Source organism: Legionella sp. 16cNR16C (assembly GCF_021297775.1).
Classification (GTDB): domain Bacteria; phylum Pseudomonadota; class Gammaproteobacteria; order Legionellales; family Legionellaceae; genus Legionella_C; species Legionella_C quinlivanii_A.
The window spans coordinates 911,620-926,095 of sequence record NZ_JAJTMX010000001.1 but is presented as its reverse complement, the minus strand read 5'-3'; the positions used below and the strand labels follow the sequence as shown (position 1 = coordinate 926,095).

The window sequence follows — 14,476 nt, the reverse complement described above, 5'->3', positions numbered from 1 at the left end:
CCATTTTTGGTTTCTATTTTTTATTGTCCTAAAAGACATGCTTAAGAGTAATCCATGCACCATAAACCGATTCAATTTAAAGACCTGGGTCTTATCTATCCGCATAAAACCTGTTTTCAACACTTCAGTGGCGAAGTTCGCTCTGGTGAGCGTATTGCACTGATTGGCCGAAATGGCTCTGGAAAATCAACCTTACTTAAAATGCTTGGTGGTCTTTGTTCGGCCTCTGATGGCGAAATTAAAATACCTCAGGATGTTCATATTGGTTATTTACCCCAAGTGATTGAAGAGTATCCTGACTTAAGTGGTGGTCAACGATTAAACCAAATGTTGACCAAAATATTGACTAAGAATCCTAATGTTTTGGTATTAGATGAGCCAACGAATCACCTGGATAGACGTAATCGTCGTTCTTTAGTGCGTATGCTCCTGCATTATACTGGGACGTTGGTTATCGCTTCTCATGATAAAGAACTCATCCATACAGCCGCAGATACTCTATGGCATATTGATTTAGGCCAAGTAACTGTATTTAAAGGAGCTTATTGTGATTATCAGCAAATGCTTGAAGATAAGAAGGCATCAATTGAACAGGAATTAACACGGATTGCACATCAGAAAAAAGAATCACATCTTGCTTTAATGAGAGAACAAGATCGTAATAAACGCTCTCGTGTTCAGGGTGAAAAAAAGATAGCGCAGCGTAAATGGCCAACGATTCGGTCTCATACAAAGCTTAGCTCTGCAATGACTACAGGAAATAAACGATTAAGTCAGATTAATCATAAAAAACAGCAGGTGCTTGATGAGCTTTCTTCTCTGAACCTTCCGCAAACGATTAAACCCCAATTTAAATTAAATGGCCTTGACCATCGTAAATCCTTAATCAGCATCCAAGATGCTTCTATTGCCTACGAGACTGGAGATGTGATTCTTGAAGAGATTCATTTTCACTTGAATGGCTGCGAGCGGGTGGCCTTGTATGGGGACAACGCATCAGGGAAGTCCACCTTTGTTAAAGCGCTCTTGGGGGATAGTCAAATGAAGAGAGCAGGTGAGTGGACTATTCCTCAGCGCAATACAGTTGGGTATCTCGATCAGCATTATCAACATCTGGATCGTGACGAAACAGTTCTGGATTTGATGAAAAGTCAGATGCCCCATGCTTCTCATGCTGAACTTCGCGCCCATTTGAATGACTTTTTATTTCGTAAAAATGAAGAAGTTGAAATAAAGGTCAAATATCTTTCTGGTGGTGAAAAGGCAAGGCTTTCTTTAGCTTTTATTGCTGCCAATCCGCCCAGGCTGCTTATTTTAGATGAGGTAACCAACAATGTAGACCTGGAAACACGTGCCCATATCATTCAAGCACTACGTGAGTTTCCAGGCGCAATGTTGGTTATTTCTCACGACCATGATTTTTTAGAATCCATTCACATTGAAACCAGGTACCACCTTTATCGACGGAAGATACATCATTTCAATGAGGAACAATCAGAGGGTGTTCACTATGACTAATCGTTTGCTTAATCACATAGTTCCTTTTATGTGGCATTTTTTAAAACCGTATCGTCGCATGGTTTTTTTATTTATCCTGCTTGCTTTAATGGCTGGACTTTGGGGACCGTTTAATAGTTTATTGATTAAATCCTTTATTAATACCCTGGCTGCCAAAACAAGTACGGACTTTTCCTCTTTGTATTGGATTGCTGGGTTACTGGTGGTGAACTTCATTGTTTTTGACAATATCACCTGGCGAACAATCGGGTACTTGAATTATAAATATGAAGCGGTGATTAAAAACCAAATCATTAGCCAAATGTTTGAGTATGTGTTGGGAAGTAGTACACAATTTTTCCAGGATAACCTATCTGGGCGAATTGCCACACAAATTACGATTCTTGCTGATAGTCTTGAGATTATTTTGCATCGCGTGTCTGTCGACTTTCTTCGTGGTGCTTCATTATTAGTGGTTTCATTTATTACAGCCTATTTTGTTAATGTCCTGTTCTTTTATATTTTATTTCTTTGGTTCATTGTCTTTGCTTCATTTAGTATTTGGATGTCGGCACGATTGGTGCAGTTGTCCGATGACTATGCAAATTCTGAGTCGCAGCTTGCTGGGCAATTAGTCGATAGTCTGGCGAATCAATCCAATATTCGTATCTTTTCAAGAAAAATCTATGAAGTGGAACGTATGAACACGTTTTTCGGCTTAGTACAACGAGCTTTTCAAAGAAAAGAGCTGTTCATTGTTTTGTTATGCTGCGCACAAGGGGGAATGATTGCGGTAATGATGGGTTTGGCATCGATTACATTAATCCATTTGTATGGCAAGGGACTAGTGAGCATTGGTGATTTTGCTTTGATTCTTGGGCTTTCCATGGAATTGGGGCATATGATGTGGTACACCATGTACCAAGTGGACCAATTTAACCAAGCTTTAGGCAAAGCAAGGCAAAGTTTAAATGCATTGGTCATGCCTCATGAGATACAGGATAAAAACAATGCATCCCAATTAGTGGTTACGCAAGGACGAATTGAATTTTCTAAGGTAAAATTTCATTACCAGGGTGGTTACTCCCTGTTCCAGAATAAATCGGTAACCATTGAAGCAGGTCAAAAAGTGGGGTTGGTGGGCTATTCAGGAAGCGGCAAGTCCACTTTTGTTAATTTGATTTTGCGACTTTATGAAGTAGTGGAAGGGCAAATTCTAATCGATGGTCAAAATCTATCCGAAGTGACTCAAGAGAGTTTAAGACAAGCCATTGCCATGATTCCACAAGACCCAACTCTTTTTCATCGAAGCCTCATGGATAATATTCGTTATGGCAGGACAAACGCTTCGGATGAGGAAGTCATTTCGGCCTCCCGGAAGGCCCATGCGCATGAATTCATCAGTCTTTTGCCAGAAGATTATGAAACCTTAGTCGGTGAACGTGGCGTGAAGCTTTCTGGTGGCCAGCGTCAGCGTATTGCCATTGCTCGCGCGATTTTAAAAAATGCGCCCATTTTAATGTTGGACGAAGCCACATCTCAACTGGATTCCATTACAGAGTCCAACATTCAGGACAGTCTTTGGGAGTTGATGCAAGGAAAAACAACACTGATTGTTGCGCATCGTTTATCGACGTTGTTGCATATGGACCGAATTTTAGTATTCGACAAAGGTCATATCATTGAAGACGGTACGCATGCACAACTATTGAATCGCGATGGGTTGTACAAAACCCTGTGGGATGCGCAGGTAGGTGGGTTTTTACCTGATGAACGAAAAGAAGAATCTGATGATTTGTCTGACAGTGGGCTAGTAAATGAATGAACCACATACTGAATTGAAGATAGTGCATCATTTACTTCATGACTTACTATCCGGTTTGCAATCAATTTTAAAGGAACATTTGCTGGGCGTTTACGTGTATGGTTCATTTGTTTGGGGTGATTTTGATGAAACAACCAGCGACATTGATGTTTTTGTGGCATTAAACCAGGAAATTACACCGGAAGAATTTGTAGCCCTAAATGGGTTACATGCCAATCTTGTTCAGCATTTTCCAGCTTGGAATGACCGAATTGAAGTAGCTTATGCATCTTATAGAATGTTACAACATTTTAAGACAGAGCAAGGTCAAATTGCTGTCATTAGCCCAGGAGAACCGTTTCACATCAAAAAAGCAGGAACAGATTGGCTTATTAATTACTATTTATTGCAAACAGATAGCCTCATTCTATACGGTCCATCAGCAAAGTCGATTATTGCTCCTGTATCAAACAGTGAGTTTATAGAGCATGTCAAAAAACAGGCCATTGAGTGGAAAGATTGGGTTATTCATACCAGAAATTCTTTAGGGTACCAATATTATGCCGTATTAACTCTATGCAGGGCTTTATATGTGCTCCACCATCAGCAACAATGCTCTAAGTTTAAAGCTGGAGCTTGGGCTAAAAGTCAATGCCCAAAATGGGAAGTTTTAATTCAACGAGCATTAACTAAAGCTGAACTAAATCATGCAAGCGATATCTTGACCGAAAAAACTTATAAAGAAGTCACCGCATTTGTGCATGAAATGATTCAGCGTATTCAAGAGAGAGAATAAATGATGGGAGTCAACCAAGAACAACGGCTTATCGAAGTCGTTCCTTATGATTTCAACTGGCCTATGCAATTTGAACAGGAAGCAGAGCAAATTAAAAAAGCATTAGGCAGTAATTGCATTGAAATTCATCATATCGGTTCTACATCAGTACCTGGTTTGGCTGCAAAACCAGTAATCGATATGATTCCAGTTGTTTTAGATATTAGCAAAGTAGACAGTGCTAATGCTGATATGCAGGCACTTGGCTATGAAGCAAAAGGAGAATACGGTATTCCTTTTCGCCGCTATTTCCAAAAGGGATATAATCTAAGAACACATCATGCTCATATTTTTGAGCGTGGAAACTCCGAAATCGAGCGGCATTTAAAATTTAGAGACTGGATGAGAGAATATGCAGAAGATAGAGAAGCGTACGCTCGTTTAAAACAAGCGTTGGCCCATCAACATCCCTATGACATTACTGCTTATTGCTTGGGTAAAGAAGACTTTATTGCAGCAATTGATAAAAAAGCGGGGTTTAATGGATTAAGAGTGGTGAGGGCATTAACACCTCGAGAATGGGATAAAGTGCGTCATTTTAGACAATTCTATTTTTTTGATAAAGCAGGACTTTCTGACCCTTACACGTGGACTTTTGAGCATGATGCTCATGTTCATTTTGTTTTATCTCAAGGAAGCGACATCATTGGTTATGCCCATCTGCAATTATGGCCTCACAAGAGAGCAGCTTTGCGTATCATTGTGATTGATGAGGAAAAAAGAAACCATCACTACGGTAGCCAATTCTTGACGTTATGTGAAAAGTGGCTCAAAAACCAAGGCTATCAAAGCTTGCATGTGGAGTCCTCACCGGATGCGCTAAGATTTTATAGAAATAATGGTTATATCGACACGCCATTTGATGATCCAGATGGCTATGAAGGGGATGCGAGAGATACTGCAGTAGGGAAAATACTATGATTTAAATCGGAAAAATAACGGGGGATTTCGCCCAAACCTTATTTCAGTATTTACTTGTTGGCTGTAAAACATAATTATCATCGTTAAGATGTAGGAAAGCAATTAAAGGAAAAAACATGTTAAAAAAAGTAGCGTTTACTATGTATCCTGCCGAAAATTTAGACCGTGCGATTGATTTTTATAAAGAAAATCTGGGTCTATCACCTAGCAAAATATCTGCAAATGGCCATTGGATAGAATACGACCTGCCACAAGGCGGATGCTTTACGATTACTACTCTTGCAGAAGATGTCAAACCAAGTGCGGTGTCCGGAGGAAGTATTGCTTTTGAAGTTGAAGATTTGGATTCCTTAACGCAACAATTAAAAAAGAATAGGGTAACATTCAAATCGGATACTTTTTCATCACCCGTATGTAGAATGGCAATTATCATCGATTCTGAAGGAAATGCTATTACGTTGCATGAACTCAATCAATAAATCTGTATACAAGGGATACTATGCTTGCTAAGTGTTCTGTTTTTATTGTTATAAGTCTTGGGAGGTAATCCCACTGGTGTACTTGATTTGCATTAAACTCTTACCTCTTGAGTTTTTACGTCTGTGAATCATCATTATAAAAATGATAGTAGTGAGTATAAAAACTAAAATAGATGGTGACGCTGCAATATTCGTCTTTTTGACAAGCAACAGAGAAATCAGAGGAGCCAATCCTGCTGATAAACTTGCTGCTATGGAGTAGAGTATTGATAAAACAGTACAGCGCAACTTAAGAGGGAACATTTCCGCTAGCATGACGGGAACAGTCGCATAATAGGCTCCTGCCGGAATAGCTATTAAGGCTTGACTTAAAACGAATTGATAAAAAACACTTTGAGATAACGAGTTGAAAAATGGTTGAGACAAAATCAGAAAACCCACGCTGGCAACAACGACAATTGTTTCTCTTTTCACTATATCAGAAAGCTTTCCAATAATAGGAAATATGCTAAGCAGCATTAGTAACGATATAATGTTGGAAGTAAGAATTTCATGGTCTTGGAAACTACCATATAAATGAGCCTGCATAGGCCCATAAATATAAATTTGGAAAGTAGTTGTAACGCCCAGGGAACTTAGGGCAAACACATAAAAAGATTGCATTTTATGGTTTTTAATATAATTGGCAGACTCTGTAAGCAGGGAATAAAATTTAGGTTTAGGTCTATCCGCATAGTACATGATGTATTCCATACTCTCAGGAATACATAACCGAATGTATAAACCAATGGATGACCCTAAGAGCGCAAGAACAAAAGGTATACGCCAAATTAGCCAATCGAGTTCAGGGCAATGCGTGGTGAAGTAAGTTACCATTAGTGCTATCAGTGAGGCTACCAACAATCCGGACATCGCACCAAAAGAAGCCCAACTCCCTGAGTAACCTTTTCTCGATGTTTCAGCATTTTCAATAAGATAAGCGGAAGAGTTTAGATATTCTGCACCACAGGAGAAGCTCTGAATAATCCTCAATACTAATAAGGCAATAACCGAAAATGTACCTATGGAGCTATGTGTAGGAATAAATCCAATTAGGGTTGTTGATACCCCCATCGAGAGGATTGAGGCTGCCAGGATAATTTTTCTACCATAGATATCAGATAGTAATCCCATGATCATAGCCCCAATGGGTCTTGCGAGATATCCGGCAAAAAATGTTAGAAAGACTAGAAACAAACCTTTAGTTGCATCACCAATCAGGTATTTAGCAATGTAGACAGAAAGTAGACCGCAAATGGCCATATCAAAAGATTCAATTAGATTGCCTAATGTTCCTGCCAGTATGATTCTAGTTTGATGCTTCATACAATTATCCTTTACTTAACAGCGCCGAGCGGGTAGTTAGCGATTCTTTGTCTTTTATCCGGTCTAAAAATAAAAATCCATTTAGGTGATCAATTTCATGCTGCAGGATTCGAGCCTCTAAACCTACAGCTTTTTTAGTAATGGGATTGCCCTCAACATCAAAACCTGAATATTCGATTTCCATAGCACGAGGTACTTCACCCATCAAATCACCACAATTTAAACAACCTTCATAGCCTGTTTGGATTTCCTCTGACAATACTTTAAGCGATGGATTGATTAGCACTGTATCAGAAATAGGGTATTCCGGCTTTCTGCTCTTAGTATAATTTGTACCAAAAACGATAACGCGCTTACTGACACCAATTTGAGGTGCAGCAACCCCTACAGCAGCTTTTTCTGCCATGATATTAATCAGTGTTTGCGCCAGGTCTTTAAGCCATGTACTTTTAAAATCTGATTCATCGATTGCTTCTGCAGTTTGCCTTAAAATGGGATTTTCTTTATCCAGTAGTGTGTTCATAGGTTACCTGATTGTTAATAATGAGTGTAAGTGTGGGCTTGGTCTTCGCGAGTTTGTCTGGAAAGACTAAGTTATCTTCCATTTGCTTTAATGCAAACTTACCCATGGCGATCAGTTTTTCACAATGAAGTGAACTTTTATTCTGGATATAGGGATTTATCCGTTTTAATCCAAATGAAAAGATAGCTTTATAAGAATCATATTGAGTAGGCATTGAAATGCCTGTGATGAACCCAGGTTCAATTTGCTTATACTTTTTAATTTCTTCTGCATAGTCCAAATGATTGAACTCGCTCCATAACTTTGGCTCATCTTGGGTAACGAAGCTTGGTTGATAGCAGCCATCAAATAACCAAAGCTGTTTCTCAATTAAATTTTGCTCTATGGAAGGTTTTGAAGAAAAGAAAAAGATCTGACCTGATCGGTTAATGAGAGCAATAGAAATATAGTCTGTTTCAAGTTGCCCAAGCACATTAGAGAATACTTGGCGCATTGTGAAGAAATGCTCAAAGAGAAACTCTTTGGCTTTAGGGTGAAGTTTTACTTCAACAGCTGTTACATCCATATCTACAAACTTCTTAAACTGCATGGCTTTTCTGTTTTCTTTTTTCTTCGTAGGAGGAAATAGACCCGATAGCCAAGTCAATGATTTTTAGTAAATTATTTTCCGATGTGTCAATTGCACGTACTTCTTTGATTAATCCTAACACAAAATCGGCATAATCGTCATTACTCCCATGAGAGACAGGATATAAATGATGGCTTTGTTTCAAGATGTAATGAAGCAGCGCTTCATCGATTTCGCTTTTCTTAGGCTCAGAATACTCTTCTTCACCAAAGAGCAACCAGCCTGGATTTATTTGAAGATGTTGTGCCAGTTGTTTTACTTTCTCATAATCCGGCAGAGCATCCCCCCTTATATAACGACGACAAATTTGTTCAGATGCGCCAGTGAACTCTGCTAAGGTTTTAATACAGATCCCATTAGGTGACCGAGAAGCAGTATGTCCTTTATCTTTAAGGGTATGGATTAATCGATTTGCGAACGATTGATAGGGTCCTTTACTCATATATTATCCTTGCAGCCATAACATCGTTAAAAAATTATCATATAAAACGATATCATTCAATATCATATTGTATATTAATTTAATTTTCCTTAAATTACATATTGATAATTAAATTAATATTGTATTAATATAAGTTTCGCCAAATGATATTGAATGTTAGTTTGTGCGAATTGGACCCCTGACAATGTTTTACAGGAGTATGTAGTATGTTTCATGATCAAAAGATCACCATTTATAAAGGTATTATTCAATACTTGCTAGACACTACCAATTATTCCCTGCAACGAATTGCGAATTTATCCAACAGTTCAGTTGCTCATCTGCAATCGATATATGAACACGAACGTTTACCTAAAGAAAGGAAGGTCGAATTGGATCTCCTGAAGCTCTTTATTATCGTAATCGATATGGAGTTCAAAGGTGAATGGAAGGCGCGTTTGCAGCTTAAATGATAAGGGATTGGGAGAAGAATAATGCAAGCAGTTAATGAAGTATTTACACAACAGATTTTATTTATCAATGATCTTGAAGTTATTATCGGCAAGGACCGATTGACGTTACGTCGCTGGTGGAGTGAAGGAAAATTTCCCAAGCCAGTGAAATTGCATGGCAGAACTTTGGCTTGGCATAAGGACGTTATTGATAGCTGGATTAATCAATATATCAGATAATTCTGTTTCATTGTCTGAAGTGGCCAATGGCTGCTTCAAACAAGTCGTATAAGCAACAAGATGCTATAAGCTGGGAAGGTTTCTACGCATTAAATCTCTTGCAAGAAGATAAATATATTACCTATTATTCATTTTAATAGTGAGGTTTACCTTGCCTAACCTTGCCTGGCCTTGCCTGGCCTTTGCCTGGCCTTGCCTGGCCTTTGCCTGGCCTTTGCCTGGCCTTTTTAATATAGCTAATTATTTTTAGTAATAAACCAAATAGAGGAAAGAGCTTCTCTTCTATCATTAATCATCCCCTTTTGTTTCAATCTGTGTAACTCATGTCTAAGCGTGCGCGGTGACAGTGGTTTATTTAAGTGTTCGTTTATTTGAGTTGAGCTCATAGGGGCTTTTTGTAACATAGAGATGATTTCTTCTTGAAGTGATGATAATGCTTCTTTGGAAATTGTAGAAACCGAATGCATTGAGTCTTTAAAAGAAAAAATAACAGAAAGTCCATCAAACTCTTCTCGAAATTCTGGCTCAGGAGTTCGATTATGTTTACAGTGCTCCGCCATACGTAAAGTTCCTGTTCCCCAGCTTTCAATCCAGCCGCGTTTGTAAAGTACTTGAGCGATTGTTTTGTTCCGTGGCACAGAGTTGTGGAAGGTTTTCAAATTCTCAATTTTTAATTGATGCGGTAGTTTTCCTGGGTTCCATATTTCTAAGCGATCGTCATAGATAGCTAATGAGGTAGTTGATGATCTATCTATATAGTCTCTATGGCAAAATGCATTAATTAATGCTTCACGAAGAGCAAGGCCGGGTACTGCAGGTTGATCAATGCGCTCCAATTTTCCAGGCTCAAAAAAACCAGCAATTGGGAGATGACGAGAGGCGAAATGATGAGCTGCAGTGATTAATTGAAAAATATTGCCATGAAGCCATTGGTTATCAATGAAATCACCTAGCTTATCTAGCCCTCTAAATCGCGCCATTTTTATTTCGCATTGAGGGAGAGTTTTTGAAGGATATTTAGCATAAAGTGCGATAGCTGCATTAGTTAGCAAACCATGATCTATCAGATCAAAATTAATTAAAATTTGTTCTGAACTATAGTTTAGTGCTTCAACACTAATGCGATGTTTATTTACCCCTTCTTCTATTGTGCGTTTGATTTCTTCATGATCAAGGTCATCAATTGTGAAGTCTTTTGCAAGAAATTCTTCCCAGCTATGGTTTAACTGTCCTCTATTGACAATAAGTTGCTCATAACGATGTTGAGACATTTGTTCAGTGGTTGATTGGTTTCTTTCAAAAGGCCTTCCGCCATAAACATAAGGCATATGAGTGCCGGTGGAGGTTCTTATAATAATTATTTGTTTGTTCTCATCTATATTTAAGTAGTGTATTTCAGGAGATGTTTTTGGCTCTATCTTAGATAGTTCTCGGGCTAACTCTTGCTTGGTTTTATCGGTGATTTGTTGCCCCACAATTTGTCCATTATCAGTGACGCCAATTAGAACAATACCTCCTGCTCCATTCAGGAATGCGCAAAGTGTTTCAAATGCAGGTTTGATTTGTGTTGTTGATTTTTTAAATTCTAAATGTTCTGATTCGCCTTGGCTGATGAGCTGTCTTATTTCGTCAATATTCATTGAATGACATCCTTTGCAAAATTCTGCATATGATAACTTTCCATTTCAGTAGAAACTATGTTTTGAATGTATTCACCCCACATTTCTAATGCTTCTTTACGTTGAGGAAGCATTTCATTTTTGTTATATGTTGCCATGATCTTAGGCATTTTATGCCCTAAGCATTTTTCAATAACAACCGGATCAACATGAAGAGTTTCACCTAGTTGTGTAGCGAATGTTCGGCGTAGATCGTGTGGAGTCCATTGTGGAATACCTATGCGTTCTTGGAGACGGATAACAGCTTTAGGTAATGCTTTATCTGAAAGAGGGCAATCTTCATTGTTTCCAGCAAGAACATATATAGAATTATTTTGTTTTTTAAGCTCAAACAAAAGCTGTTTGACTGGCTGGCTTAAATGTATTTTCATAGGTATTCGTGATTTGGAATGCTCTGCGGGAATAGTCCATAGTGATTGAATAAAATTAAATTCTGCCCATTGAGCAAGTCGTAACTCACCTGTTCTCACTCCAGTTAATAAAATAATTTTTATTGCATTTTTTATTTGCAATGAAAGCGAATGTAGATCGCTGTCTAAGAAAAGCCATAGTTTTTTAATTTCAGCTATCGTTAGGTGGCGTTCTCTAGGTTTTTCCATGCCGCCAATGTCTTTAGCTAGGATACTATCTGCAGGATTCTGTTGAATGCTTCCGCGGCGGACTCCATAGCCAAAGGCTTGTTTCAATGCTGCTAATACTTTGTTTGCATGAACAGGGGAGCCACGATTCACAATTGTATCCAATGCTTGAGTAATATCTTTTGTTTTTAACTTTTCAAGTTTTTTTTCACCTAAAAGAGGGATAATGTCTGCATCAATGATTTGTTTAATTTGCTTTGGTTGAGCCCGCTGCTTTTCGATATAACCAGTATACCAATCAAGTATCAGTTTTTTTACTGTACTATGATCTTGTTCGTTTTGTTCTTTTATTATTTCTTTAGGGTTGAGGCCTGCACGGCGTTTGTCTCTGAATTCCAAAAATTGCTTTCTTGCATCAGATAAACTCATTTCAGGGTAATGGCCCAGAATAATATAATCTTTTTTATTATCTATTTTATACCGGTAGATCCATGTTTTTGTTCCAGTGGGGTAGATCATGATACCGAATCCACCACCCTCAAATTTTTCTTCTCGCTTGTCCTTGGGTTTTAGTCGTTTAATAAACGTGTCCGTAAATTGATTCATCGATTCCACCTGATAATTGACTCAATGGGTACTTTGATGGGTACTTTTTTATGAGCTTACATGAATTCGGTTGATATTAAATGATATATAGGATAACTATTAAATCCTTATGTATCAATGCTTGTATCGATTTTTTGATGCTCTTTGATATTTTTTGATATTGATACGCACTAGCATGGGGTGCTAGTGGTCGAAGGTTCAAATCCTTCCGTCCCGACCATCAATTCCCCTTTGGAATCAGTAAGTTACATCTTCTTAGTTAAACTTATTTAAAATCAAAAATTCTGCTAGGTGTACTTCTGGGTGTACTTGTAAAGCTTATTTTTAAAAATCAAAAATTATTTTTCTACTGCTAGAATCTATAAATAGGTTATTTAACAAGGAATGTTAATGCCAGCTAAAAGAAATGTAGTATTTATTGATACGAATATATATCTTAAGTTTTATTCATTTTCGACTTCAGATTTAAAGACATTAGAAACCCTATCAACATATTTAGATAAAAAGCACTTGGAGATTGTAATAACTCAACAATTGAAAGATGAGTTTTATAGAAATAGAGAAAGTACTATTCAAAAATCGATTGATGACTTTATGAAAATAAATTTTAATCAGAAAATTCCCACTTTATTTTTAAATGAAATTAGTGCTTATAAAGAGCTTTTAAAAGCTAAGAAAGAATATGAAAATAAATACAATAATTTGCTCAGAAATATCAAAGATAGTGCTATAAACGAAAGCCTGAAGGCTGATGAAATTATTAGCAATATATTTGAGAGTTCTCATTTTATAAAAAATACTAATAAGATTTATGGCGCAGCGCTTGCGAGAATGAGAGCAAAGAATCCTCCAGGTAAACCCAATGAATTGGGTGATGCCATTCATTGGGAATCGTTTTTAGCTGATTTAAAAAAAGGGAATGATTTAATCATAATCTCAGATGATGGTGATTTTAGAGATGAGCTGGATAAATTAAGGGCAAAGCCTTTCCTAATTAAAGAATGGAAGAGTAAAAAAAACTCTAATTTAATTTATTTTCAGGATTTAAATATATTTTTTAAAAAATACTTACCTCATTTTGAACTTCAAGATCAGATTAAAGAAAAAATTCGAGAGTTACTTGATTGCCTAAATAATAGTGAATCTTTCCGTCAGACCCATATTATTATTGATGAACTAAGTCAGTATATTGATGATATTGATGAGAATGATATTAAATCTATTATTGAATGTTGTTTTAATAATAATCAAGTTTTATGGATAATTGATGACCCAGATATCAGAGATTTTATTTTAAAATTACAGCAGAATACTAATCTGGATGAGGTAACACATGAGAGAATTTCCAGATTAATCTCTGATGATAATGAATATTAGGAGATGCTCTATTGCGTTTTTATCCAAGATAAGTTTTAGTAATATTCAAACGCGAATGCCCGAGTTCACGGCTGATAATTTCCCTGGAGTTTCCAGGCAAAAAGCGAAACGGGCGGTCACGATAGGATTTTGTTGAGACGTTTGCGGGCGAATGTCTTGGATAGTCTCTTTTACAATCGCAATCGATAAAGGGAATAAACCAAAATCTGGGGTGTGTTGTTGGCCTAACCAGTACACTGTCTCGCCGATTTGCCATTCCATAGACACTCCTTGTCTTTAAAAGGAATTTTGCGGTACAGATAATGGTGGCTTAAACGCGAAAGAAAATCCAGTGCATGGATGTTTGAAAATTGTAGGGCCTCAAAAATCATTCTGTCATGGAGGTATCAGTCGAGAGGGCTTCAATGCAATCGTCCCCCTTATACAGTGCGGAATTCACTTTAGGCGTCACGGGATGGCAGACGAGCTCAACGGATTGGGCTGTTGGAGTAAGAGACTCACTTCCTCAGTGGAAAACGGGGCAGGGGAGAGCCATTTTGCTTGTCGGGTCTCGTCTAAAAACCAGGGCATGCGGTCATGAAGTTTCGCAACCAGCTCATTAGGAGAAGTGGTCAGTAAGCAGCAGGAAGGAATAATCAGGTCTGGCTCAGGCTCAAAGCGCTCCCAAATGGCAGCGACCGCTAAAAGGGCATTGTCTTTCTGATGAATGTAATAGGGTTGTTTGACGGTTTTATTGTCTTTAGGGTGATGCTGCCATTCAAAAAAACCATTCATAATTAAAAGGCAGCGCCGGTATTTAATCGCTTGTTTAAAGGCCGGCTTTTCGGCGGCTTGTTCAGCGCGTGCATTAATGAGCAGCATTGATTTTTTGCTTTTCGCATACCAGGGCACAATGCCCCAGCGCATTTGCACGGCCTTTAAGCCTTCTTCAGTGGGAATAAGGCAAAGGGCGGCCTCGGTTGGCGCGACATTGCGACTTTTAGGCAAAGGCTCCACAGTGGTGACTGCAAATTGCTGTTTTAGTTTTTCGATATCGGTGTCGACAGAAAATCGGCCGCACATGGTAATTCC

The 14,476-nt window shown here is 38.0% G+C and carries 16 protein-coding genes; 8 read left to right on the top strand and 8 right to left on the bottom strand.

The annotated features are described in order from the left end of the window. Window positions 1-54 precede the first annotated feature (54 nt). From LXA66_RS04125 to LXA66_RS04105, 5 genes are all read left to right on the top strand, one after another. Window positions 55-1,518: an ATP-binding cassette domain-containing protein gene (locus tag LXA66_RS04125; RefSeq protein WP_233012041.1), complete on the top strand. Its 1,464-nt coding sequence runs from the start codon at window positions 55-57 to the stop codon at window positions 1,516-1,518. Further along, on the top strand, window positions 1,511-3,322 hold the full coding sequence (locus LXA66_RS04120; protein ID WP_233012040.1) for an ABC transporter ATP-binding protein: 1,812 nt from the start codon (window positions 1,511-1,513) through the stop codon (window positions 3,320-3,322). The genes LXA66_RS04125 and LXA66_RS04120 overlap by 8 nt, the downstream gene beginning before the upstream one ends. Beyond that, window positions 3,315-4,097 carry a nucleotidyltransferase domain-containing protein gene (locus tag LXA66_RS04115; RefSeq protein WP_233012039.1) on the top strand — a complete coding sequence of 261 codons (783 nt, stop codon included), beginning with the start codon at window positions 3,315-3,317 and terminating at the stop codon, window positions 4,095-4,097. The genes LXA66_RS04120 and LXA66_RS04115 overlap by 8 nt, the downstream gene beginning before the upstream one ends. Window positions 4,098-4,100: 3 nt before the next feature. Beyond that, window positions 4,101-5,057 carry a GNAT family N-acetyltransferase gene (locus tag LXA66_RS04110; RefSeq protein ID WP_370637164.1) on the top strand — a complete coding sequence of 319 codons (957 nt, stop codon included), beginning with the start codon at window positions 4,101-4,103 and terminating at the stop codon, window positions 5,055-5,057. Window positions 5,058-5,173: 116 nt separating this feature from the next. Further along, the gene (locus LXA66_RS04105) at window positions 5,174-5,536 is read left to right on the top strand and encodes a VOC family protein (RefSeq protein WP_233012037.1); all 363 of its coding nucleotides are present in this window, start codon (window positions 5,174-5,176) and stop codon (window positions 5,534-5,536) included. A 48-nt stretch (window positions 5,537-5,584) separates the two neighbouring features. Here the strand turns inward: LXA66_RS04105 and LXA66_RS04100 are convergent, their stop codons facing one another. Genes LXA66_RS04100 through LXA66_RS04085 form a run of 4 tightly spaced genes read right to left on the bottom strand, consistent with a single transcriptional unit; the run spans window position 5,585 to window position 8,494 of the window. Next, window positions 5,585-6,901 carry an MFS transporter gene (locus tag LXA66_RS04100; RefSeq protein ID WP_233012036.1) on the bottom strand — a complete coding sequence of 439 codons (1,317 nt, stop codon included), beginning with the start codon at window positions 6,899-6,901 and terminating at the stop codon, window positions 5,585-5,587. Between the two features lie 4 nt (window positions 6,902-6,905). Next, complete coding sequence (gene def, locus LXA66_RS04095) at window positions 6,906-7,424, bottom strand: peptide deformylase (protein ID WP_233012035.1); 519 nt, start codon at window positions 7,422-7,424, stop codon at window positions 6,906-6,908. Beyond that, complete coding sequence (locus tag LXA66_RS04090) at window positions 7,405-8,013, bottom strand: flagellar biosynthesis protein FlgJ (RefSeq protein WP_233012034.1); 609 nt, start codon at window positions 8,011-8,013, stop codon at window positions 7,405-7,407. The genes def and LXA66_RS04090 overlap by 20 nt, the downstream gene beginning before the upstream one ends. Further along, the gene (locus tag LXA66_RS04085) at window positions 8,003-8,494 is read right to left on the bottom strand and encodes a helix-turn-helix domain-containing protein (protein WP_233012033.1); all 492 of its coding nucleotides are present in this window, start codon (window positions 8,492-8,494) and stop codon (window positions 8,003-8,005) included. Before LXA66_RS04085 ends, LXA66_RS04090 begins: the two co-directional genes overlap by 11 nt. Window positions 8,495-8,700: 206 nt before the next feature. Here LXA66_RS04085 and LXA66_RS04080 point away from each other — a divergent pair, with 206 nt between their 5' ends. Then, the gene (locus tag LXA66_RS04080; protein WP_233012032.1) at window positions 8,701-8,946 is read left to right on the top strand and encodes a hypothetical protein; all 246 of its coding nucleotides are present in this window, start codon (window positions 8,701-8,703) and stop codon (window positions 8,944-8,946) included. Window positions 8,947-8,967: 21 nt separating this feature from the next. Continuing rightward, window positions 8,968-9,165: an AlpA family transcriptional regulator gene (locus LXA66_RS04075; protein ID WP_233012031.1), complete on the top strand. Its 198-nt coding sequence runs from the start codon at window positions 8,968-8,970 to the stop codon at window positions 9,163-9,165. Window positions 9,166-9,401: 236 nt separating this feature from the next. Here the strand turns inward: LXA66_RS04075 and LXA66_RS04070 are convergent, their stop codons facing one another. Both LXA66_RS04070 and LXA66_RS04065 read right to left on the bottom strand, forming a co-directional pair. Beyond that, the gene (locus LXA66_RS04070; protein WP_233012030.1) at window positions 9,402-10,805 is read right to left on the bottom strand and encodes an ATP-binding protein; all 1,404 of its coding nucleotides are present in this window, start codon (window positions 10,803-10,805) and stop codon (window positions 9,402-9,404) included. Next, entirely contained in the window at window positions 10,802-12,028 is a 1,227-nt protein-coding gene (locus tag LXA66_RS04065) for a site-specific integrase (protein WP_233012029.1), read from the bottom strand. Before LXA66_RS04065 ends, LXA66_RS04070 begins: the two co-directional genes overlap by 4 nt. Window positions 12,029-12,418: 390 nt before the next feature. Here LXA66_RS04065 and LXA66_RS04060 point away from each other — a divergent pair, with 390 nt between their 5' ends. After that, a complete protein-coding gene (locus LXA66_RS04060; RefSeq protein WP_233012028.1) occupies window positions 12,419-13,405 on the top strand; it encodes a PIN domain-containing protein in 987 nt (328 codons plus the stop codon). A 45-nt stretch (window positions 13,406-13,450) separates the two neighbouring features. Here the strand turns inward: LXA66_RS04060 and LXA66_RS04055 are convergent, their stop codons facing one another. Continuing rightward, window positions 13,451-13,666 carry a hypothetical protein gene (locus tag LXA66_RS04055; RefSeq protein ID WP_233012027.1) on the bottom strand — a complete coding sequence of 72 codons (216 nt, stop codon included), beginning with the start codon at window positions 13,664-13,666 and terminating at the stop codon, window positions 13,451-13,453. Between the two features lie 186 nt (window positions 13,667-13,852). Then, window positions 13,853-14,467, bottom strand: a complete 615-nt coding sequence (locus LXA66_RS04050) for an SOS response-associated peptidase (RefSeq protein ID WP_233012026.1) — start codon at window positions 14,465-14,467, stop codon at window positions 13,853-13,855. Between the last annotated feature and the right edge of the window lie 9 nt (window positions 14,468-14,476).

What these genes read in the sequence shown, in the direction of transcription:
- LXA66_RS04125 (WP_233012041.1), top strand. Translation starts at nt 55, where the DNA reads ATGCACCATAAACCGATTCAATTTAAAGACCTGGGTCTTATCTATCCG.
- LXA66_RS04120 (WP_233012040.1), top strand. Translation starts at nt 1,511, where the DNA reads ATGACTAATCGTTTGCTTAATCACATAGTTCCTTTTATGTGGCATTTT.
- LXA66_RS04115 (WP_233012039.1), top strand. Translation starts at nt 3,315, where the DNA reads ATGAATGAACCACATACTGAATTGAAGATAGTGCATCATTTACTTCAT.
- LXA66_RS04110 (WP_370637164.1), top strand. Translation starts at nt 4,101, where the DNA reads ATGGGAGTCAACCAAGAACAACGGCTTATCGAAGTCGTTCCTTATGAT.
- LXA66_RS04105 (WP_233012037.1), top strand. Translation starts at nt 5,174, where the DNA reads ATGTTAAAAAAAGTAGCGTTTACTATGTATCCTGCCGAAAATTTAGAC.
- LXA66_RS04100 (WP_233012036.1), bottom strand. Translation starts at nt 6,901, where the DNA reads ATGAAGCATCAAACTAGAATCATACTGGCAGGAACATTAGGCAATCTA.
- def (WP_233012035.1), bottom strand. Translation starts at nt 7,424, where the DNA reads ATGAACACACTACTGGATAAAGAAAATCCCATTTTAAGGCAAACTGCA.
- LXA66_RS04090 (WP_233012034.1), bottom strand. Translation starts at nt 8,013, where the DNA reads ATGCAGTTTAAGAAGTTTGTAGATATGGATGTAACAGCTGTTGAAGTA.
- LXA66_RS04085 (WP_233012033.1), bottom strand. Translation starts at nt 8,494, where the DNA reads ATGAGTAAAGGACCCTATCAATCGTTCGCAAATCGATTAATCCATACC.
- LXA66_RS04080 (WP_233012032.1), top strand. Translation starts at nt 8,701, where the DNA reads ATGTTTCATGATCAAAAGATCACCATTTATAAAGGTATTATTCAATAC.
- LXA66_RS04075 (WP_233012031.1), top strand. Translation starts at nt 8,968, where the DNA reads ATGCAAGCAGTTAATGAAGTATTTACACAACAGATTTTATTTATCAAT.
- LXA66_RS04070 (WP_233012030.1), bottom strand. Translation starts at nt 10,805, where the DNA reads ATGAATATTGACGAAATAAGACAGCTCATCAGCCAAGGCGAATCAGAA.
- LXA66_RS04065 (WP_233012029.1), bottom strand. Translation starts at nt 12,028, where the DNA reads ATGAATCAATTTACGGACACGTTTATTAAACGACTAAAACCCAAGGAC.
- LXA66_RS04060 (WP_233012028.1), top strand. Translation starts at nt 12,419, where the DNA reads ATGCCAGCTAAAAGAAATGTAGTATTTATTGATACGAATATATATCTT.
- LXA66_RS04055 (WP_233012027.1), bottom strand. Translation starts at nt 13,666, where the DNA reads ATGGAATGGCAAATCGGCGAGACAGTGTACTGGTTAGGCCAACAACAC.
- LXA66_RS04050 (WP_233012026.1), bottom strand. Translation starts at nt 14,467, where the DNA reads ATGTGCGGCCGATTTTCTGTCGACACCGATATCGAAAAACTAAAACAG.